21 protein-coding genes are annotated in these 19,561 nt (G+C 63.4%); 11 read left to right on the forward strand and 10 right to left on the reverse strand.

The genetic code is table 11. The features are described 5' to 3' along the window. The coding region (locus DMP11_RS09070) for an epoxyqueuosine reductase QueH (protein WP_148041127.1) at nucleotides 1-326 on the reverse strand (326 nt) is incomplete at its 3' end. Between the two features lie 107 nt (nucleotides 327-433). Between DMP11_RS09070 and tgt the strand changes: the two genes are divergently transcribed. The 10 genes from tgt to DMP11_RS09120 all read left to right on the forward strand — a co-directional run bounded on the left by tgt (nucleotide 434) and on the right by DMP11_RS09120 (nucleotide 11,654). After that, complete coding sequence (gene tgt / locus DMP11_RS09075; protein WP_123186173.1) at nucleotides 434-1,579, forward strand: tRNA guanosine(34) transglycosylase Tgt; 1,146 nt, start codon at nucleotides 434-436, stop codon at nucleotides 1,577-1,579. 220 nt (nucleotides 1,580-1,799) lie between these two features. Then, nucleotides 1,800-2,384 (forward strand): ClpP family protease, encoded by a 585-nt coding sequence (locus DMP11_RS09080; protein WP_161555354.1) that lies wholly within the window; start codon nucleotides 1,800-1,802, stop codon nucleotides 2,382-2,384. 115 nt (nucleotides 2,385-2,499) lie between these two features. Next, a complete protein-coding gene (locus tag DMP11_RS09085) occupies nucleotides 2,500-4,302 on the forward strand; it encodes a VirD4-like conjugal transfer protein, CD1115 family (protein ID WP_123186175.1) in 1,803 nt (600 codons plus the stop codon). 204 nt (nucleotides 4,303-4,506) lie between these two features. After that, nucleotides 4,507-5,595: a hypothetical protein gene (locus DMP11_RS09090; RefSeq protein WP_123186176.1), complete on the forward strand. Its 1,089-nt coding sequence runs from the start codon at nucleotides 4,507-4,509 to the stop codon at nucleotides 5,593-5,595. Further along, on the forward strand, nucleotides 5,588-7,036 hold the full coding sequence (locus tag DMP11_RS09095; RefSeq protein WP_123186177.1) for a hypothetical protein: 1,449 nt from the start codon (nucleotides 5,588-5,590) through the stop codon (nucleotides 7,034-7,036). Before DMP11_RS09090 ends, DMP11_RS09095 begins: the two co-directional genes overlap by 8 nt. Before the next feature lie 253 nt (nucleotides 7,037-7,289). Beyond that, entirely contained in the window at nucleotides 7,290-8,210 is a 921-nt protein-coding gene (locus DMP11_RS09100) for a hypothetical protein (RefSeq protein WP_123186178.1), read from the forward strand. Between the two features lie 129 nt (nucleotides 8,211-8,339). Beyond that, complete coding sequence (locus tag DMP11_RS09105) at nucleotides 8,340-8,531, forward strand: hypothetical protein (protein ID WP_123186179.1); 192 nt, start codon at nucleotides 8,340-8,342, stop codon at nucleotides 8,529-8,531. A 187-nt stretch (nucleotides 8,532-8,718) separates the two neighbouring features. Then, nucleotides 8,719-8,979, forward strand: a complete 261-nt coding sequence (locus DMP11_RS09110) for a hypothetical protein (protein ID WP_123186180.1) — start codon at nucleotides 8,719-8,721, stop codon at nucleotides 8,977-8,979. A 75-nt stretch (nucleotides 8,980-9,054) separates the two neighbouring features. Continuing rightward, a complete protein-coding gene (locus DMP11_RS10650; protein ID WP_123186181.1) occupies nucleotides 9,055-9,783 on the forward strand; it encodes a cell wall-binding repeat-containing protein in 729 nt (242 codons plus the stop codon). A gap of 350 nt (nucleotides 9,784-10,133) precedes the next feature. Continuing rightward, nucleotides 10,134-11,654 (forward strand): N-acetylmuramoyl-L-alanine amidase family protein, encoded by a 1,521-nt coding sequence (locus tag DMP11_RS09120; protein WP_148041128.1) that lies wholly within the window; start codon nucleotides 10,134-10,136, stop codon nucleotides 11,652-11,654. A gap of 95 nt (nucleotides 11,655-11,749) precedes the next feature. Here the strand turns inward: DMP11_RS09120 and DMP11_RS09125 are convergent, their stop codons facing one another. After that, entirely contained in the window at nucleotides 11,750-12,103 is a 354-nt protein-coding gene (locus DMP11_RS09125) for a HepT-like ribonuclease domain-containing protein (protein WP_123186183.1), read from the reverse strand. Further along, entirely contained in the window at nucleotides 12,093-12,380 is a 288-nt protein-coding gene (locus tag DMP11_RS09130; RefSeq protein ID WP_123186184.1) for a nucleotidyltransferase family protein, read from the reverse strand. Before DMP11_RS09130 ends, DMP11_RS09125 begins: the two co-directional genes overlap by 11 nt. Nucleotides 12,381-12,810: 430 nt before the next feature. Here DMP11_RS09130 and DMP11_RS09140 point away from each other — a divergent pair, with 430 nt between their 5' ends. Beyond that, nucleotides 12,811-14,280: an ATP-binding domain-containing protein gene (locus DMP11_RS09140; RefSeq protein WP_123186186.1), complete on the forward strand. Its 1,470-nt coding sequence runs from the start codon at nucleotides 12,811-12,813 to the stop codon at nucleotides 14,278-14,280. 53 nt (nucleotides 14,281-14,333) lie between these two features. On the opposite strand, the gene DMP11_RS09145 is transcribed toward DMP11_RS09140, so the two are convergent. The 7 genes from DMP11_RS09145 to DMP11_RS09175 form a co-directional block, all read right to left on the reverse strand. Next, nucleotides 14,334-14,537: a cold-shock protein gene (locus DMP11_RS09145; RefSeq protein ID WP_123186187.1), complete on the reverse strand. Its 204-nt coding sequence runs from the start codon at nucleotides 14,535-14,537 to the stop codon at nucleotides 14,334-14,336. A gap of 294 nt (nucleotides 14,538-14,831) precedes the next feature. Next, on the reverse strand, nucleotides 14,832-15,257 hold the full coding sequence (locus DMP11_RS09150) for a hypothetical protein (protein WP_123186188.1): 426 nt from the start codon (nucleotides 15,255-15,257) through the stop codon (nucleotides 14,832-14,834). Between the two features lie 39 nt (nucleotides 15,258-15,296). Beyond that, nucleotides 15,297-16,376 carry a Holliday junction branch migration DNA helicase RuvB gene (gene ruvB, locus DMP11_RS09155; protein ID WP_123186189.1) on the reverse strand — a complete coding sequence of 360 codons (1,080 nt, stop codon included), beginning with the start codon at nucleotides 16,374-16,376 and terminating at the stop codon, nucleotides 15,297-15,299. Nucleotides 16,377-16,388: 12 nt separating this feature from the next. Next, nucleotides 16,389-16,985: a Holliday junction branch migration protein RuvA gene (gene ruvA, locus DMP11_RS09160; RefSeq protein ID WP_123186190.1), complete on the reverse strand. Its 597-nt coding sequence runs from the start codon at nucleotides 16,983-16,985 to the stop codon at nucleotides 16,389-16,391. Next, nucleotides 16,982-17,515, reverse strand: coding sequence for a crossover junction endodeoxyribonuclease RuvC (gene ruvC, locus DMP11_RS09165; protein WP_123186191.1), 534 nt, complete (start codon nucleotides 17,513-17,515; stop codon nucleotides 16,982-16,984). The genes ruvA and ruvC overlap by 4 nt, the downstream gene beginning before the upstream one ends. Nucleotides 17,516-17,604: 89 nt before the next feature. Continuing rightward, nucleotides 17,605-18,405: an SDR family NAD(P)-dependent oxidoreductase gene (locus tag DMP11_RS09170; RefSeq protein WP_123186192.1), complete on the reverse strand. Its 801-nt coding sequence runs from the start codon at nucleotides 18,403-18,405 to the stop codon at nucleotides 17,605-17,607. A gap of 224 nt (nucleotides 18,406-18,629) precedes the next feature. Next, on the reverse strand, nucleotides 18,630-19,430 hold the full coding sequence (locus DMP11_RS09175; RefSeq protein WP_123186193.1) for a YebC/PmpR family DNA-binding transcriptional regulator: 801 nt from the start codon (nucleotides 19,428-19,430) through the stop codon (nucleotides 18,630-18,632). Nucleotides 19,431-19,561 lie beyond the last annotated feature (131 nt).

Genomic DNA, 19,561 nt, shown 5'->3' on the forward strand with positions numbered 1-19,561 from the left:
CCCTCGCCCGTCCGGGCCGGCGCCGGCTGCGCCTCGTGGATCACCGTGCCGAAGCGCTCCTTCGCCGCCTCCCCCGCCTTGCCGGCGGTGGCCTCCCACGCCTCAGGGCAATAGGCCCCCTCTTCCAGCTGCAAGCCCTCCCCCGCGGCCCAGGCGCGGATGGTGCCAAGCCGGCGGTCGTATTCCTCGGGCGGGTAGATGTTGGAATTGGCGTAGTACAGCACCGGCTGCACCCCCGCCTCACGCAAAAGCCGCACCGGCTCCAGCGAGCAAGGGCCGCAGCAAGCGTGCAGCAACAGTTTTCCCGTGTTCTCCCGTGTCTCCATGAGCGCTATACTACCAAATCGCGCCAAATGCCCAAGCCCCTGCGGCAATTGGGCGCAATAAGCGCAAATTACTTAAGCATTCGTTCACAAATTCCCGAAGGATGGCCATGGCACTCTTCGACTGCACCGTAAACGCCACCAGCGGCAACGCCCGCGCCCTCACCTACGAAACCGCCCACGGGCCTTTCCAAACCCCCATGTTCATGCCGGTGGGCACCTCCGCCACCGTGAAGGGCATCACTGTGCGCCAGCTGGAAGAGCTGGGGGCGCAGGTGGTGCTGGCCAACACCTACCACCTCTCCCAGCGGCCCGGCCCCGAAATCGTGGCGGAGGCCGGCGGCGTGCACGGCTTCTCCGGCTACCAGGGCCCCATGCTCACTGACTCCGGCGGGTTCCAGATCTTCTCGCTGGAAGACACCCGCAAGCTGGACGACGATGGCGTTACCTTCCGCTCGGTGTACGACGGCACCTACGTGCGCTGGACCCCCGAGGAGAACATGCGCATCCAGCAGCTTCTGGGGGCCGACATCGCCATGCAGCTGGACCAGTGCCCGCCCTACCCCGCCACCCGCGAGTTCGTGCAGCGGGCAGTGGACCTCTCCAGCGCCTGGGCGAAGCGCTGCCTGGCAGCCCACACCCGCCCCGACCAAACCCTCTTCGGCATCGTGCAGGGGGGCATGCACCTGGACCTGCGGCTGGAGTCCGTCCGCCGCCTTCTGGCCATCGAGCAGGAGAGCCTGGCCGGCGGCGGGCGCCGTTTCGGTGGCTTCGGCATCGGCGGCTACTCGGTGGGCGAAGACCACGAGACCATGTTCGAAACCTTGGGCGATGTGGCCCGGGCGCTGCCGGAAGAGCGGCCCCGCTACCTCATGGGGGTGGGCAACCCCACCACGCTGGTGCGGGCCGTGGGCGAGGGCGTGGACATGTTCGACTGCGTGCTACCCACCCGCACCGCCCGTATGGGCACGGCGTTCTCTTCCACCGGCCGCATGAACATGCGCAACGCCAAGTACGCCCGCGACCTCGGGCCGCTGGACGCCGCCTGCAACTGCCCCACTTGCCAGAACCACTCCCGCGCCTACCTGCGCCACCTGGTGAAGCAAGGGGAAATGCTGGGGGCCATCCTGCTGTCGGTGCACAACCTGCACTTCCTCATCGATCTCATGGCCCGCGCCCGCGAAGCAGTGCTGGCCGGCGAATACCCCCAGTTCCAGCGCGCATGGATGAAAAGCCCCGCCGCCAAAGACTACTAAGGCGCCCGCCCTTCCTTGAGGACAACCCTAGCTGACAGGGGACGGGGATAGCGTCATACCGGGCGCGCTGCGCGCCCAATATGACGCTATCCCCGTCCCCTGTCAGCTATCTCCCCTGCAGCGGGTCGTAAAATTTACGGGCGGTAAAATCCCCTTCCCCATAATGCTCCTTGCAACGAACGGACCGGCCGCGGGCCGGCAGAGCAGCAAAGGAGCTAACATGGCCGCCACCCTTCCCTACATCCTCCGAGAAACCCCCTCGGGCATCCACCGCTACAGCATCGTGGACGAGATGCTGCGGTGCCGCGAAATCCAATGCGTGGGCCCCATCGACGACGACGCCGCCGATGCCCTGTGCCTGCAGCTGCGCTACCTGCAGCAGGCCAACCCCGAGGGCGAGATAACCATCTACATCAACAGCCCCGGCGGTTCGGTGCTCAGCGGCCTGGCCATCTACGACGTGATGAAAGCCGTCAGCTGCCCGGTGCGCACCGTGTGCCTGGGCATGGCCGCCAGCATGGCCGCGCTGCTGTTCATCGCCGGCGACCAGCGGGACATGCTGCCCCATTCGCAGGTGATGATCCACGACCCCATCCTGGCCGGCGCCGCCGGCGGCAGCGCGCTGGAGATGAAGGCCCTGAGCGACAACCTGATGCGGGTGCGGGAAATCACCGGCCAGGTGATAGCCGCCCACACGGGCAAAAGCCTGGAAGAGGTGCTGGCCACCACCTCCCACGACAGCTACTTCGAGGCCGCGCAGGCGGTGGAGTTCGGCCTGGCCGACCGCGTGATCACCGCCCTCTAGGCACTCGGGTGGCCAAGTGCGCCCCGCCCCGTCGCGAAGGCGGGGCGGCAGCAGGGGCGCAAGCGGCCCACCAGCAACGCAAGGAAAGCAAACCCCTGAAGAGAAGGAGAATCTCATGGAAGAGAAGAAACTGCCCTGGCAAACCTACGGCACCCCGGAGTTCTGGGAAATGAAGGAGGCGGTGGAGGCCATCCACGGCCAACCGATCCTGGAGGGGCTGGAGCCCTTGGAGCCCTGGGCCTGCGACCCCGTCATCGACTGGCCCGGCAACGAGGCGGAGGGCGAGGCCGGGGACGGTGCGGACTGCACCGACGCCGAGCTCGATGCCGAGCTCAACTCGATGCTCGCCATGGTCTTCGGCGAAGGCGAGGAGGAAGTCGCCCCCGCCGAAGACGGCGCCCCCGTCCAGGGCGAACTGCCCTGGGACGACCCCCTTGACTACTGCCCCGTCATCCCCGGGCCCGACGAGGAGGAGTACGCCCCAGTCGTCCCTCAGATGCCCATCCAGGAGAGGGAGTACCTGGCGTACCTGGAGGCGTACGTGAGCAGCCACAAGGACAACTGCGCCGAGGAGGGGTTGCGCATCCTGGCCGACGGGGTGCAGGTGTCCGGCGACACCTGGAAAACCGGCCTGAACAACAACGACCTCATCATCGGCCCCACCGGCGCCGGCAAAACCCGCCACTACATCAAGCCCAACCTGCTGCAGCAGGCGCTCCCCCGCGAGCAGAACGCCCCCGAGAGCTTCATCATCACCGACACGAAGGGGAACCTTCGCCACGAGGTGGGCCCCGTCCTTGAGGACAACGACTACGAGCTGAGCACCATCGACTTCACCAACCTGGCCAGAAGCGACATCGGCTACAACCCGCTGGCGTTCGTGCGCGTCGATCCCGTCACCCGCGAGGCCAACGAGCAGGACGTGATGCGCATCGCCACCGCCCTCTGCCCGCCTTCCACGGGCAGCGACCCCTACTGGGACAACTCGGCCCGGTCGCTGGTGGCGGCCATGATCGCCTACACCCTGGAGTGGCTGCCCCCCGACGAGCAGCACCTGGGCACGGTGCACACCCTGGTCACCAACGCCGGCAGCAACGCCACCGAGGAGGGCTACCTCGAAATCGTCGAAAAACGGCCCAACTGTCTGTTTGTCAACCAGTTCAGCGCGGTGCGCGCCGTGCGGGACAGCGAGAAGACCTTCTCCTGCATCTTGGGCGTGGCGGCCCAGCATCTCGCCCCCTTCGCGCTCTCCAGCGCCGTTGAGTTCTACCAGAAGCTCTGGCAGGTGGACCTCAAGTCGCTGGGCTGCTTCCCGCAGGCGCTGTTCCTCACCGTGAGCGACACCGACTGCTCCATGGACAGGCTGGTGAACCTGCTGTACAGCCAGGCCATCAGCGAGCTGTGCAACTACGCCGACACCAAGTGCGAAGGCAACCGCCTGCGCTTCCCGGTGCGCATGTACCTGGACGACTTCGCCGCCAGCGCGGTGATCCCCGACTTCGACAACATCACGTCGGTCATCCGCTCCCGCGGCATCTCGGTGAGCATCGTACTGCAGAGCATCACCCAGCTCTCCGCCATGTACGGGCAGGATCGGGCGCGCACCATCATCAACAACTGCGCCCACATCCTGTACCTGGGCGGCCACGACCTGGACACGGTGAACTACATCGCGTCGCTGGCCAATTGCCTGCCCGACCGCATCCTCAAGCTTCCGGTGGGCAGCGCCTTTCTGTACACCGAGGGCCAGGGCGGCCAGCAGGTGCGCCGCTACCCGCTTGACCAGCACCCCCTGTACCCGCAGCTGCCAGAGGTGAAGAAGGCGGCGGAAGCGGCCGAGGCGGCGCGGCGGGAGAAGGAGCTGATTCCGCAGATGGAACAGCAGATCCGCGAGATTCAGGAGAAGTGGGGGCTTTGAGGAGCCGCCGGGGCGGGGGCGGCGCCCGGGGGCGCCGCGAGCCGCGGGACGCTGGGTGCGGCGGCCGCACGACGCGCCGCCCCCTCCCCCGCCCCGGCCGTTGCGCCTTCCGTAGCGTTAGCCCTGGCGCACCACCGGCCGCCAACCCTGCGCGCCGACGGCCAAGCGCTACAATGGTGCCCATCGCAAGCGAAAGGACTTCCCGTGAACAGCACCGCCGCAGGCCACGAGCCCTCCCCCATCACCCTTGAGCAAATCGCCCTGTTGCAGCGGCGCAAGGAAAAGCTGCAGGCGGCCACCCAGGAGCTGGAATCGCTGCTGGCGGGGCGCAGCACCACCCTGGCCCAGCTGGGGGCGCAAACCGCCGCCGGCCAAGAGGCCCTGGCCCAGAAGCTGACGCGGGCCTACGCCCAAAACGAGGGCATCGACCGCCTGTTGGAGCAAGGGCGCTTCAGCCGCTTCCAGCAACAGCCCTTGGCTGAGGCGCAGCTGCCCGCCGCGCCGGAATGCGCGCTAGCCGCCCCCTTCTTCTACTGCGCCGTGCGGCTGGCGGCCGGCACTCCCTGGTACGGCGGCACCGCGGAAGAGGTGGCGCAGCTGGCCGCTTCGGCCCAGGCCCGCGCCGCCAAACCGCGCGCGCTTCTGCTGGACGAGCTGTGCGACGCCACCGATTACCTGGCGGAAGGGGTGCCGCGCCCCGACGACTTCTTCGCCATGGCCGACGACCTCTACCGGCTGCTGACGGGCGCCCCCATCGCCGATGCCATACCGGCGCACCTGCGGGAGATGGTGGCCGGCCCCTACCAGCAGGCGCTCGACGAGGCCGCCTGGGCGGGGTTTCCCCTCATGTCGCCCCAACAGCTGGACGAGGCGGTGGCCGCAGGCCAACTGGACGCCGAGATAGTGCAGCGCAACCGCGCGGCGATGGAGGCCCAGTGGAACCAGCTGGTGGAAGAGGCTCAGACGCGCCCCCAATGGGAAACCGACGCCATGGAGGCGGCCCAGCAGGAAGAGCAGCGGCGCCACCGGCGCATCGCCGAGCGGCTGGAGGCGTGGCAGGCCGGCTTTGCCGATGGGGAGGAGTTCTGCCGCCAGTACCTACAGCTGCGGGAAGAGCTGTTCGAAGGGGAAGGCTGCCCCGAGGACTTCGCCGACCTGGCATCCCGGGCCGTGGAAACCCTGCTGGCCCAGGAGGGCTTCAGCCAACTGGCCCGCAAATCCACCATCGACGAGGCCATCTACCTTCTGGACAAGGTGAAGGCCCGCCTGATGGCCGGGGGCTGCCATGAGTAGCCTGCGCGAACGGCTGCTGGACTTCCTGCGGGACGACTACTGCGCCCACAGCGCCCAGCCGCTACAGTCCCAGCTGGGGGACTTCAAGCAAGAAGAGCACCAGCAGGCCTTCCGGGTACAGCTGAAGCAACTGCTGCTGGGCGGCAACGGCCCTGAGGCCCAGCGGCTGCTGGTAACTTGCGGGCACTTGGCGCCGCAGCCGCCCCTCGCCCCCGCCGCCCTGCGCGCAGCCGCCGAAACGGCGCTGGCCTCCACCCCCAACGGCACCGCCCCGCGCCGCCGCGGCAACCTGTGCGAGCGGGTGATGGAGTGCGCCCTGGACGCGCGCATGGGGGCAGAGGCCCTGGGCAGCGCCGAGGAGCGGGAAGAGCGGCTGCGCTGGGCGCGGGAAGACTACCGCAGGCAGGCGGGCCCCGGTTGGCCGTCGTTTTCCCTGGAAGAGGCCCCGCTGCAGGCCGTGATCGAGCGGCTTGTGGGGGCCGAGGCGGAAGCGTGGCTCTACGATGCCGGATACCCGGCCGCCGAGCTGCGGCGGCGCGAACGGCAGCTGCTGCAGCAAGACGATTGGGAGGCTGCCGTGAAGGAGCCGGCCCGGGCAGACGACGGCAACGGAAGGGCGGAAGCGCCCCAGGCAGAACCGAATATCATCGCCGCCCCGCGCCGTCCCCGCCTGAAGGAGATACCCCTGGGACTGGTGGAGCGTTACCAGCTGCACGTCTACGGCGGCCAGGCCGCGAATGCCGGAGGCGTTGGGGCGCAGGAGGCAGAGATAGAATCTCTGCCCTACGAAAACACGGGGACGGACAAGAGCGCCGGCCTGGGCGAAAGCGCCATGCCGGGAACGGGTACCACCAACAGAGCAAGCGCGTCAAGCGAAAGCGCACGGCCGGGAACGGGCGGCGTCACCAGCGGCGCTGCGGACGACAGTCTGCAGGAATCCATCGTGCAGCTGTGGGAGGCCATGGCCGCCAAGCCCACCGACTACGCCGATGTGCTGATGCCGCTTCTGCTGGACAGCCGCAGCGGCGCCGGCCTGTACCTCATGGGCCCCGATCTGCTGGAGGACGGACAGCACACGGTGGAAGCATGGTGCGGTCCGTCCGCCCGCAGCAGGCTGCGCACCATGGTGCCCCGGCCCCCCTTTTTCTTCGTCATACTGCGCCGCAGCCCAAGCCCCAACCTGGACATCAACTACTTCGACCTGCTGAAGCCGCACGCCAGCGGCGCCGACACGCGGCTGGAGAACATGAATGCCGAGGTGCTGCCGCCCTACGGCTCCATCCGCATTATGGCGGGCAGAGCCCTGGCGGCTTTCCGGGACGAATGCGCCACCGATCCCAAGTTCAGCCGCTGCCTCAGCTTCTACCGCAGCAGCAACCCGGCCCTTCCACACGGATGCCCCGCCCGGTTCCGCCCCCTCTTCGACGAGGACGACTTCTAAACCGCCCCGCCCATCAGGGGAAAGATGCCATCTTTTGCTGCAACTGCGGCGCGGCCGTGCTAAAATCGTCACCGCCACATCGTAATAGCCCGCCCCACCTGGGGCCTGTCCCTCTGTACCCAAGAAAGAGATGCTGGGGAGCGTCTCCGTTCTTTGCTTTCTTGGGTGACAAGGGGGCTTTGCGATGTGGCAATCGTGGTGGACGCTCTCCTCATTGGATGCCTCCGCCGAGAAACACACGCAAGGAGGCTCAATGTCTGAATCTATGACCCGCGACCAGCTGCTGGAAAACCTGCAGCGCGCCCACACCATCCTGGCCGGCTTCGCCAACCTGGAGCAACAGGATCAATCCCTCAAAAAGCAGATCATCACCAAAATCCCCGCCCCGGCTCCCCTGCCGCCGAAATACAAGTGGAACGTCGGGATGTGGTTCGTCTTCACGTTTCTTGCCTTCATCGTGCTGTACAGCCTGACCGGCAGTTATTCCTATTACGGAAACGACCTCTACTATATTGTTATTTTCGCCCTCTCGGTAGGCTGCGCATTTGGCGTGAAGCAGTACATGGCATGGAAGAACAAGGAAGTGGCGACCATCAACGCCCAAAACGACGAGGCCCTGAAACAGGCCATCCAGGCGGGTACCCAGCGCAACAAGGAAACCGTCGCCAAGATGAACTCCTTGGCCGAGCACATGGAGTCCTGGCGCATCGCCTGGCAGGAGGACGCCGCCTCCTGGTATCCCCCCGATTACATGACGGTGGACGCCAGCGCCTATTTCCTGAAAGCGGTGACCAACTACCAGGCCGATTCCATCAAAGAGGCGGTGAACCTCTACGACGAATACCTGCATCGCAACGCCATGGAGGCAGCCGCGCTGCGCCAGCAGCAGCTCACCTCCCGCCTGAACCAAACCCTCGAAGAGCGCATGGCCCAGAACGAAGAGATGATTCAAGGCCTCATAAGCATAAGCGCGATGAATCTTGGTGCGAATATCGCCTCCGCAGCGGCCAACGTAGTTACGGCCGTCAATACGGGAAACATCGCCACCAGCGCTGCCGCAACCGCCCGCAGCAGCGCCGCAACCGCTCAGAACACCGCGCGCGCCGCCCAGGCCGCCGGGCGCGCTGCCGACCACGCCGCTAACGCTGCTGCTGCGGCGAGAAACAGGCGGTAGTAAGACTTTGGGCTCAGGGAGGCAAGCCGTAAATCTTACGGGGCTTGTTTCCCGGCAGCGTAGGATGCTCGTTGTCAGTTCGAAACGCACCTACTGGCAATGGCATTCGAGCGAGAGAGAGGAAGAAAGATGACCAACCCCAGCGAAGGCGAAAAGCCCAAAATCAAAATCCACTTTGGGCCCGACGTGTTCTCCCACATCGACCCTGACGGGTCGGTCACCGCGGAGCTCTTCTCCGCCACGGGAAGCGGCGCCCGCTACGACAACGGCGTCATTCTCCCCCTGAACGTCGACGCCGATCCAACCGGCGCCGACGAATAAGGAGGAGATGCCGCGCTTCGCGCATGGCAGCGCCCGCAGACTCTGCGGGCACCGTCTCTCAACCGCCAAAAGCCCAGCTTTCCCAGCACCTACCCAACGAAAGCATGCTGGCGGACAAATTCTCTCGCGACTTTGGTTCGCGAGTGCAGATAGAAGTAATTGGTTTCCATGAGAAAGGAGAAGGGTTATGGAAGCAACGAAAAGGCACCCTGCCCTATTTGCGCGCTTGGCGCTCGCCGTGGCGTTTGCCGTGGCGTTGGGCACCGGCGTTGCGGTTCAAATGGCTGCCGACGCGCAGCCGGCCTATGCCGCTCAGGCTGGCTGGCAGCAGACGAGCGGGAAATGGCAGTATATCGACGACTCAGGCAACTACGTCAAGGGAGAAGAAAAGAAAATCGACGGAAAGTGGTACCGGTTCGATGACCAGGGCTGGATGATCACTGGCTGATGGTCGGGAGACAACGAGATTGATACCAGCGGCACAACCGAAATAGGCTGGCAATACTTCAACCCGTCAGGCGATATGGTGCGCCAATGCTGGAAGAAGATTGGTTCGGCCTGGTACTTCTTCGACGAATTTGGTTGGATGCTCCATGGCGGCTGGCAGTATGTGGGCATCAAGTTTTCCTCCTACGAGGGCTTCTCTTACTTTGAAGAGTCAGGGGCACTGGTAACCAATCGCTGGGTACACTATCGGATCTCTGACGAGCTCTGGATGTATCTAGAGGAATCCGGTCTGCCTGCCTACGGCTGGAAAAAGCTGAGCGGTAACTGGTATTACTTCTGCACACCGGAGATGAGGGAAGAGAGCGACCGTCAGCCTAAGGGTACAGCGCTTGTCGGCTGGTGGAAGTTAGACGGATCCTGGTATTACTTTGGTAGTTCTTGTGCCATGGCCACTGGCTGGCAGAAGATTGATGGCACTTGGTACTACCTCAAGGGTTCGGGCGCCATGGCCACCGGCTGGCAGAAGGTCGGCGGCTCCTGGTACTACCTCAAAAATTCAGGCGCCATGGCTACTGGCTGGCAGAAGGTCGGGGGTAAGTGGTACTACCTCAAGGGTTCGGGCGCCATGGCCACTGGCTGGCAGAAGATCGGCGGCTCCTGGTACTACATGAATGGCTCTGGCGTAATGCAGGCCAATAAGTGGGTCGGCAACTACTACGTCACCTCCTCGGGAGCCATGGCAACGAACACGTGGATAGGGAAATACCACGTGAACGAGAACGGCCTTTGGGACAAGACGCGGTAAAGCGATTTGGGCCAACCCTTCGCTTGGCTAGCTCAACAAAGGAGAGGGGGCGGGGCAAGGGGCACTTTGCCCCGGTTTCGCCCCCTCCCACTTTTATGGCCAGCAGCCACATGACGGCAGGGGCATTAGGGGCTGAAGGGGTAGTCCGCAAACGCTCGGCTATGACGATTCGGGAAGGCTACCCCTTATGGCAGGAAACGGAGACGGCCTGTGCCCGCATGGGCGAAATTCGGGCACAGGCATAGGTGGGAATACGGAAATCCCTACAGAAAGAGAAAAGAGATTCGGGAGGCTTGCTCCGTCTGGCTCTCGCTGCGGCGCTTGTCCTCGTTCTAGGAACAGGCGTTGCGATGGCGCAATCCGCCATCGACCCTCAGCCCGCCCATGCTGCGCAAGCGGGCAAATGGCAGCAATCGGGGGGAAGGTGGTGGTACTCCTACGACAACGGAGGCTACGCCAAAGCGGAATGGGCAGCGATATCTGGCTCATGGTACTTGTTCGATGACGCCGGCTGGATGAAGACCGGTTGGCACAAAGCGGGAAATAAATGGTACTACCTCAAGCCCTCTGGCGCCATGGCCACCGGCTGGCAGCAGGTCGGTAAAAACTGGTACTACCTCAAGCCTTCGGGTGCAATGGCCACTGGCTGGCAGCAGGTGAACGGTTCCTGGTATCACTTGACAAGCTCTGGTGCCATGGATTCCAGTAAATGGGTGGGGAACTACTATGTAAATGCCTCTGGCCGCATGGTGACAAACCAGTGGGTCGGAAACTACTGGGTTGGCCCCGACGGCGCATGGGTACCAGGCGCAAATGGTAGCTCTTCTTCTAACCAAGCGACCTCATACCGGGTTGTTTTCAAGGTGAGCAAGTCCTCCTATCTCAAACCCATCAGTTCAGGTGGCGGCTTTATCATGTATCCGTCAAGCACCCTTTCTACTCAGATTGTGAAATCCGGCGGAAGCGCTACAGCGCCTACCGTCGAATTGAATACAGGCTACTATCTCAAAGGCTGGGATCGAAGCTTTTCCAATGTGCGCAGCAACATGACGGTAACCGCCATAATAGGCGATGAGTATGACGATTGGCGCGCCCGGTGGATTAAAGAGAACCTAAATGCGAGCATGAGCGAGTATGACAAAGTAAACAGACTTGTTGAAATGATATCAAGCTACCCCTATTCGACCGCCTCTTCTTCTGGCCGCGGATTATATTTCAATGGGTCGGGCGATTGCTATGCGGGCAACCTCATGCTTGCTGACTTCTGCAAAGATTTAGGTATCCGCTACGTGTTCCAAAACGCTATGACAATGCAGCGTTGGTACAACTTGAGCTTTGGAGGCATTGGCAATCATCATAACGACATAATCTGGATGGATGGCGAGCAATATCTTGTCGATGCAACCCCAGGGTACATGTTAGTGCTGCCTTACACTCCGCAAACCTGGGATGCTCAGGCTCACGCTCTCATCCAGGGCACCTCTTCTCTGTCGGATGGGGGTCAGACTCGCGCACCCAGCATGGCCAATAGCTGGTACACTGAATGTGTGTATGTGACCTGCGGATTAACCAAGAATCAGTTCACATTTTCTTCGGACAGCGGCGCAGATGCGATTTACTTCGAGGCTTTCTGCAGTGAAATCGTGAGCGTTACATCCAGCAACCAGAGTGCCATGCTCGACGGCAACGGCTCGGGTAACTATATCGCCAATGAAAAATATGATGAAAAGCTTGACATTCCGCCTTATGGGCGCGCCTGCCTGGTATTTAAGCAAAAGGGCACAACGACCATAACCGTAAAAGTGCGTGGAGTATATGGGGTCGATAAGGGTAAGGAATCAACATTCACATACACAGTGACCTATCAGTAAGCTGAAAAAGTTAGATTTTTTTGAAGTGAGCCCGCAAAAGCGGGCTCACTTCTCGATGGCGTGCATGTGTCTACCCCAATAGGCGCCAAAGATGCCTATTTCGTTAACCGTGCGCCTTCCTCCAATATGGCTTCAATCTCTTCGGCTATCGGGCCAAGCTCATCCTTCACCGTTACGTACACGTCTTCCATTCGGAGCGTTTGATACTTGTGGGCCGCAACGTCGCGAAACCCCGCGATTTCCCTCCATGGCACTTGGGCGTAACGGCTCCTGGAATCCATCTCAAGATTCTTTACGAGCTCTCCAATGTTTATGACCGTCATGCAGACGGCCCTCTTCACCATCTCGTCCTCCAGGAACGAATCCATGTCGTGTGAGCCCATAAGCCCCTGCGCAATGGAAATCTCGCTGAGGATCTTCTCCAGGACGGCCGTGTTTTTATCTTTCATAGAGCGTCACCGTTCTACCCGCATCGAGAAAGGCGTCTTTGGGCAAGGGAGCATGGACAAGATCGACCGACACCCCTAGCTTCTCCTCCAGGCGGCTCCTCAAGGAAGCAAGCGTGAGCAGCGAGACGGCAACAGATGTGAACTCTACCAGCAGGTCGACGTCGCTTTCCTCCCGCGCGCAGTTCTGGGCGTAAGATCCGAAAAGCTGCACCCGCGTCACAGGATAGTCCACCACCACTTCACCCACTTCACGAGCGATGGTTCCAAGGTTAAGCACGATATCACCCCGCTTCTCGACCGCCGTTCACTTCTTTGCACAGTTTACCACAGACCCCGGAGCCAACCCGGGGCCCTCCCGACGTCATCCGAACGAAACGCTGCAACCTTCGCGAAGGCCAGGCTGCGCTTTCGTTTTGCCCCTCCCCTGCGCTCGTAAATTTTACGGGCCTCATTTCTCTTCCCCATAAACTACTTCTTGTCCCCGGCGGTTGCCACATCGCAGGGCGGGGCGCCGGCTTCCTTCTCCGGCGCCCCCGGCACCTTGAAAACCTCATACCTGCAAACAAGAGGCGCGTCGTGGCGCCCCGGCATGGGCGGAAGCGCAGCCCCCGTGCCGAACGGCCTGCACAACAGCCGCCCGAACCAGCGGCGCACCCCTGCGCAGGCCACCCTTCCCCAAAACAAACATTCATGAAAGGAAGCCGAACATGGAAAGAGTAATTGCAGAAACCGATTTCATCAGCCTGTTGCTGAACCACCAAGCCGAAGCCACCGACGACCAACGAAAGATTCTGGAGCATCCCCGCCGCAACAACCAATCCACCATCGTGCGCATCAAGGGCCTCGCCGGCAGCGGCAAAACCCTGTGCCTTCTGGCCAAGCTGCTGCAAGAGGCGGTGCAGATTCCGCCGGACGCCCCCGACACCGAGGAAAACGCGCTGCTGTTCGTGTGCTTCAACCGCGAGATGGCCCACTACGCCGCCAACCTGCTGAAGCCCTTCCCTGAGGCCAAGCGCATCAGGGTAACCACCTTCGACAGCCTGGTGTACCAAATGCTGATGCCCACCTACAACAACAAGCGCAAGCCCGTCTGCAGCGACGTGGCCTTCCCCGCCGGCGAAACCTGGAAGCTGGACTACTCGCACCAGTTCACCGGCCAGGCGATGGAGATAGTGGGAGAGCGGTACCCGCAGCACAAGGGGGCCTTTTTCGTGGACACCCACGGCAAAGCCGCAGACAAGAACATCGCCTGGATGAACGACGAGCTGTGCTGGCTGGAGGCCCACTACCTGACGGAACAGGAGGCGAAGCTGCACTATCCGGCGGCGCCGCGCATCGGCCGCGGGGGCGTTCACAAGCCCCGTAAGGAAGTGCGGCCGGTGATTTTGGAGGTTTGGCACGAGCAGCGCAGACTGCTGGCGCAAGAGAGGCGCTTCACGCTGGAGCAAGCGGTGAACCGACTGCTGAAATCCAGGGAGCTGCCCCGCTTCTCTATGATTGCGGTGGACGAGGCGCAGGATCTGGCCACCCGTTCCATTGAGCTGCTGCTGGCCATGCGCGAGAACATGGACACCCGCGTTTACATGGCAGTGGACGAGAACCAGCGCATCTACCAGCGGGATTTCTCCTGGAAGCAGCTGGGGGTGCACCGGCGGGCCACCACCTACAGCCTGGCCCAGAACCTGCGCAGCAACAGCGCGGTGTACGCCTTTGCCCAGCGCTGCCAGGGCATCTTCAACCACACGGCGCCGAAGAGCGAGTGCGTGCAGCTGGTGCGCGGCGGCGAGAAGGAGGTGCTGGATTTGGCCGTGAACCTGGCGGCGCAGCCGAACCGCACCACCCTGCTGGTGGGCGGCCCCGACTGGGACGCGAAGCTGCTGGCGCGCGGGGTGGTTGTGCGCAACCCCATGGCGAAGGTATGCGCCGCCGCGGAGGGGCGGTTGCGCGACGAGGTGGACATCTCGAAGCCGGGGCTGTACGTGATGGGAGAACTGAAGTGCAAGGGGCTGGAGTTCGACAACGTGCTGGTGCCTTCGCTGGCCTGCGGGGCCGATGCCCCCGAAGACGCGCGGCGGCGCCGTTACGTGCACTTCACCCGCGCCCGCCACAACCTGTACGTGGTGACCGGCCCCCGCGTCCCCGCCTGGGCCAAAGAGGCCTACAACGACCTTCTGTGAGACAAAAAAAGCGCCCGCGGTTGCGGGCGCTTTGCGTGCAATGGTGCTATGGCCTAAAGGCGCACAACGTTGCTCGCCTGGAGCTTGCCGTTCTGACCAGTGGTCACGTCGAACGAAACAGCGGCCCCCTCGTCGAGCGTCTTGAACCCATCCATCTGGATCTCGGAGAAATGGACGAACAGATCCTCGCCATCGCTCTGGGAGATAAAGCCGTAGCCCTTCTCCGGGTTAAACCATTTCACAGTGCCTTCCGCCATGATTTCCTCTTTTCTCCCTTCTGCCTACCAGAAAGGTAATGCGATGACCGCAAAATCGCGATCGGCTGAGACTAGTTGCTAAGCCTCCCCTCACTATACAGAAAAGATGACCAAGCTACGCGTAGATTTAGGTTACGGATTGTCATCAATTTGCGTTTGGCCCCGCAAATGCGAGAAATCGGGGGCCGGACGGCCCGCTTCGGCCACGGCGCGCGCTTCCCCGTCCGGCCGTCTCAGCCGCGCCGCGCGCGCTTCCCCAAGCACATCCGCCTTGGGATTGCCGCCCGCGCAGCCCTATTCGCCCACGGCGCCCGTTTCATCCATTTCCCGACACAAGCCCTCCAGGGCGGCATCGTCGATGGCCCAGTCCTCGTCGGGCACCCCGTAGAAGGCGGCCAGCGCCTGCGCCTGCTGCAACCGCAGGGCGGAACCGGCGCCGTCGTTGCCTTCGGCCCGCAAGCGGGAAGCCAAGGCCAGGCTGCGCAGCATGAACGCCACCAGCCGCTGGTCGGTGCCGGACACCTGCACCATCGAGGCAAAGGATTCCGGCGCCAGCGACAGCAGAAGGCCGCTGTCGAAATCCACCGCCTGCCCCAGCGCCATTTCCAGCTGTTCGGAGGAATCCAACGGATCGTCGTGCTTCAGCTCCCGCTCCCAACTGCGGCGGATGGCGGCGAACAGCGCCATGATGCGGCGCATGAGGTAGTCTTGCTCAATCACTTCGGTGCTCCTGTAGCGGGCCGCGGGACGGCGGCCCCGTCAAATGTCTTCCGGCACTGCGATGCCCAAATGCTCCCAGGCGCGGCGGGTGGCCTGGCGCCCCTTGGGGGTGCGCATCACCAACCCCTGCTGCATCAGGAAAGGCTCGTACACGTCCTCCACCGTGTCAGGGTCTTCCGCCAGGGCGGAGGCCAAAGTGGTAAGCCCCACCGGCCGGCCGGAGAACTGCACGCACAGCACCTCCAACAGGCGGTTGTCCACGGCGTCCAGCCCCAGATGGTCCACCTCAAAGAAAGTGAGGGCCTGGGCCGCCACGTCCTCGGTGATGGCGCCATCGCCCCGCACTTGGGCCCAGTCGCGCACCCGCTTCAGCAGGCGGTTGGCAAGACGGGGGGTGCCGCGGCTGCGGCGGGCAATCTCCAGCGCCCCCTCCTGGTCGATACCCACGTTCAATATGGCGGCGGAGCGGCACACGATGAGCGCCAGCTCTTCGGGGGTGTAGTACTGCAGCCGGAACGCCACGCCGAAACGGTCGCGCAAGGGCCCGGTGAGCAGGCCGGTACGAGTGGTGGCGCCGATGAGAGTGAAGCGAGGCAAATCCAGCCGGATGGAACGGGCCGCCGGCCCCTTCCCCACCACGATGTCCAGCTCAAAATCTTCCAGGGCGGGGTAGAGCACCTCTTCCACCATGCGGTTTAGACGATGAATCTCATCGATAAACAGCACGTCCCCTTCTTCAAGGTTGGTGAGGATGGCCGCCAGATCCCCCGTGCGGGCGATGGCGGGGCCGGAAGTGGTGCGGATGGAGGCGCCCAGCTCGTTGGCCACCACGGTAGCAAGGGTGGTCTTGCCCAGGCCCGGCGGGCCCGAGAACAAAATGTGGTCGGCCACGTCTCCCCGGGCCCGCGCCGCATCGATCATGATGCCCAGCGATTCCTTCACCTTCGCCTGGCCCAGGTAATCCTCCAACCGCTTCGGGCGCAGCGAAAAGTCCAGTTCCAGATCGTCCTCGGTGAAGGTAGGGGCCACCGCGCGATTGCGCGCCCCAGGGGAGCCTTCGCCCGCAGCGCCTGCACCGGCCACGTAGCCGATGCCCTCTATGTCCAAATCAAATGCCATGGCCGCCTATCGCTATCTGCTTCCCAAACGTTTCAGGGCATATTGTAGCAGCGCCCCCTCGGCCGCCCCCTCAGGAGCCCCCTTCAGGGCCGCATCCGCTTCGGCGGAAGTGAAGCCCATGGCCAGCAGCGCCTCGGTGGCGCCGGCCAAGGCGGCGCTGTTGGCAGCGGGAGCGCCCGCTCCTTCATCGAACAGGGTTTCCAGTCCCCGCTCCAGCGTGCCCTTCAGTTCCAAGATGATGCGCTCGGCCGTTTTCTTCCCTACGCCCGGGATACGGGCCACCCGCGCGGTGTCCTGGGCGGCGATGGCGTCGGCCAGCTCGCGCGGGGTGTAGGTGGAAAGGGCCGCGAGCGCCATTTTCGGCCCTACCTTCGATACGCCGATCAGCTTCTCGAACAGCGCCTTCTCCTCTTCGGAGAGGAAACCGTACAGCCCCAAGCCGTTGTCGCTCACCGAGAGGTACGTGAGCACCCGCACTGGCTTGCCCACCTCCAACTTGGCCAGACTGCCGCCGGGCATGGCCACGGCGTAGCCCACGCCGCACACATCGATGTAAGCGGTGGCCGGCGGCACCACTGCCGCCACTTCCCCGCTGAGAAACGCTATCATGCGTACCCTTTCGCTTCATGGGTCACGTAACAGATGGCCGCCGCCAAGGCGTCGGCCGCATGGTCGGGCTCGGGCACGGAAGGCAGCCCCAGAAGCTGGCGCACCATGTACTGCACCTGCGCTTTGTCGGCCGTGCCTTCCCCCACTACCGCCATCTTGATTTGGTTGGGGGCGTACTCGCCCACCGAAAGCCCCATCTCGGCGCAGGCCACCAGCGCCGCGCCGCGGGCTTGGCCCGTTGCGAAGGCGGCCGTCACGTTTTGCCCGAACCACACGGTTTCTATCCCTACGCAGCTAGGGTGAAACCGCTCGATGACGGCTCCTATCTGGTGGTGCACCTTCAGCAGCCGCTCGGCTAGGGGCGTATCGGCGCCGGTGGCAACGCAGCCGTAAGCCACGCAGCTAAGCCGCGCGCCCCGCTGCTCCACCACGCCCCAGCCGGTGTGGGCCAGGCCCGGGTCGATTCCCAATATGATGCGACTGTCCGCCAAAAGAATAAGCCCCGCTTTCCAAATCAACGGGGCTATCATAGAACATATGTTTGGTGTTCGCAAGCACGAATGCCGCAACTTACGACCACCGGGGCGCGAAGGCGGCTGTTTGCGGTTTGCAGCCGCCCCTACGGGCGCAGGCCCATGCCGCCTTCCAGAGTGAGAGTTTCGCCGCTCATGAACTTGAAGTCGGGGTTCGCCAGCTGCACCACCACGCGGCCGATCTCGGTTTCCACGTTGCCGTAGTGGCCCATGGGGGGCATGTGCACGTTGGCCTCGAAGGCCTCGGGGTAGGCCTCCTGGAAGTTCTCCAGTGCTGCCGTCCACGCCAGCGGGCACACCACGTTCACGTTGATACCGTCGGGGCCCCACTCGGTGGCGGCCACGCGGGTAAGGCCGCGGATGCCTTCTTTCGCCGCCGCATAAGCGCATTGACCGTAGTTGCCGAACAGCCCCGCGCCGGAAGCGAAGTTGATCACCGAGCCCTTTGCCTCCTTCAGGTGCGGGTAGCAGGCCTGCATGTAGTAGAAAGTGGCGTAAAGGCCCGAATAGATAGCCAGGTCGAACTGGTCGGTGCTGTGGTCGGCCAAAGTGACGCCGGAAGCGGAGGCCTGGGCGTTGTTCACCAGCACGTCGATGCGGCCGAACTTCTCAATGGCCCGGTCCACCACGTTCTGCACCACCGCTTTGTTGTCAGCGCCGGCGTTCACATCGGCGGGCACCACCAGCACCTGGATGCCGAACTCGGCCTCCAGCTTCTCCTTCGCGGTTTCCAGCTTCTGCACATTGCGGCCGGTGATTACCAGGTTGGCGCCTTCCTTGGCATAGGCGGTGGCGATGCCGTAGCCAATGGAGCCGGCGCTGCCGTCTTTGAGCGCCGCGAAACCGGCACCGGTGATGATTGCGGTTTTACCTTCGAGAAAACCCATGGATCCTCCTTTGGGGATATGCGCGCAGCCCCTACCCATTGGGGGCTAAGGCCCACGCGCGCCTGCATGTTTCCACCCTACCACGGGTTTTTGCGCCAATGTTTCCGGCATGTTGCGCGGGTGCAGCGACGACCGAGAAAAAACACGAAGGGCGCCAACCCTGCGGCCGGCGCCCTTCGGAAAGCTTGTCCTTGTCCGGCGAGAAGCCGCACAAAGCCGAACAGCTACTCGTCCAGCGCCTCGGCAATCTCGTCAGTGATGTCCATGGTGTGATACACGCTCTGCAAATCTTCCAGCTCTTCCAGCTTGTCGATGAGGCGCATCACCTTTTTGGCATCCGACACGGAAACCTCGGTGGGAGTGGTGGGGATCATGGTCATCTCGGCGCCCTTCACCTGCACCCCTTGCGCTTCCAGCGCCTTCACGGTGGCCATGAGAGCGGAAGGATCGGTGTAGACGATCCACTCGTCGTCGGCGTCCTCGTAATCGTCGCCGCCGGCCTCGGCCACGGCCATCATGAACTCGTCCTCGTCGGCAGCGGCACCGTTGGGGCCGATGGGGTTCTTCTTATCGCCGGTTTCCACCTCTTTGGGCACTTGCAGCTGGCCCTTGCGCTCGAACTGGAAGGCCACCGAGCCGGAGGTGCCCAAGCTGCCGCCCGCATGGGAGAACGCGCTGCGCACATCGGCGGCAGTGCGGTTGCGGTTGTCGGTAAGGGCCTCGCAGTACACGGCCACTCCGGCCGGGCCGTAGCCCTCATACACCACGGTTTCGTAGTTGGCGGCGTCCTTGCCAGAGCCGAAGGCCTTGTCGATGGCGGTCTTGATCTTATCCTTGGGCAGCGAATAGCCCTTCGCCTTCTCGATGGCGGCGGCCAGGGAGGCGTTGTTCTCGGGGTTAGGGTCGCCACCTTCCTTCGCCGCTACGGTGATGTTGCGAGAAAGCTTGGAGAACAAAGCCGAGCGCTTGGCGTCCTGCGCGGCCTTGCGGTGCTTGGTGGTAGCCCACTTTGAATGCCCAGACATAAACGTCCCTTCTAAATGCGAACAAAAATCCAACCGAGAATAATACCACATCGCCCGCGCCTGCGCCCAGCGCGTTGCCCTGTTGCGGGAATAGGCCCGCGAGATGCACAAACGCCCGCGGCGCCTTGGCG

Source organism: Parvibacter caecicola, from assembly GCF_003725335.1.
Taxonomy (GTDB): Bacteria; Actinomycetota; Coriobacteriia; order Coriobacteriales; family Eggerthellaceae; genus Parvibacter; species Parvibacter caecicola.

Coding starts and splice junctions, on each gene's coding strand:
- DMP11_RS09105 (WP_123186179.1), top strand. CDS start 8,340: ATGACCAACCCCAGCGAAGGCGAAAAGCCCAAAATCAAAATCCACTTT.
- DMP11_RS09140 (WP_123186186.1), top strand. CDS start 12,811: ATGGAAAGAGTAATTGCAGAAACCGATTTCATCAGCCTGTTGCTGAAC.
- DMP11_RS10650 (WP_123186181.1), top strand. CDS start 9,055: ATGGTGCGCCAATGCTGGAAGAAGATTGGTTCGGCCTGGTACTTCTTC.
- DMP11_RS09145 (WP_123186187.1), bottom strand. CDS start 14,537: ATGGCGGAAGGCACTGTGAAATGGTTTAACCCGGAGAAGGGCTACGGC.
- DMP11_RS09120 (WP_148041128.1), top strand. CDS start 10,134: ATGGCGCAATCCGCCATCGACCCTCAGCCCGCCCATGCTGCGCAAGCG.
- DMP11_RS09085 (WP_123186175.1), top strand. CDS start 2,500: ATGGAAGAGAAGAAACTGCCCTGGCAAACCTACGGCACCCCGGAGTTC.
- ruvB (WP_123186189.1), bottom strand. CDS start 16,376: ATGGCATTTGATTTGGACATAGAGGGCATCGGCTACGTGGCCGGTGCA.
- DMP11_RS09175 (WP_123186193.1), bottom strand. CDS start 19,430: ATGTCTGGGCATTCAAAGTGGGCTACCACCAAGCACCGCAAGGCCGCG.
- ruvA (WP_123186190.1), bottom strand. CDS start 16,985: ATGATAGCGTTTCTCAGCGGGGAAGTGGCGGCAGTGGTGCCGCCGGCC.
- DMP11_RS09100 (WP_123186178.1), top strand. CDS start 7,290: ATGTCTGAATCTATGACCCGCGACCAGCTGCTGGAAAACCTGCAGCGC.
- tgt (WP_123186173.1), top strand. CDS start 434: ATGGCACTCTTCGACTGCACCGTAAACGCCACCAGCGGCAACGCCCGC.
- ruvC (WP_123186191.1), bottom strand. CDS start 17,515: ATGATAGCCCCGTTGATTTGGAAAGCGGGGCTTATTCTTTTGGCGGAC.
- DMP11_RS09170 (WP_123186192.1), bottom strand. CDS start 18,405: ATGGGTTTTCTCGAAGGTAAAACCGCAATCATCACCGGTGCCGGTTTC.
- DMP11_RS09080 (WP_161555354.1), top strand. CDS start 1,800: ATGGCCGCCACCCTTCCCTACATCCTCCGAGAAACCCCCTCGGGCATC.
- DMP11_RS09110 (WP_123186180.1), top strand. CDS start 8,719: ATGGAAGCAACGAAAAGGCACCCTGCCCTATTTGCGCGCTTGGCGCTC.
- DMP11_RS09095 (WP_123186177.1), top strand. CDS start 5,588: ATGAGTAGCCTGCGCGAACGGCTGCTGGACTTCCTGCGGGACGACTAC.
- DMP11_RS09125 (WP_123186183.1), bottom strand. CDS start 12,103: ATGAAAGATAAAAACACGGCCGTCCTGGAGAAGATCCTCAGCGAGATT.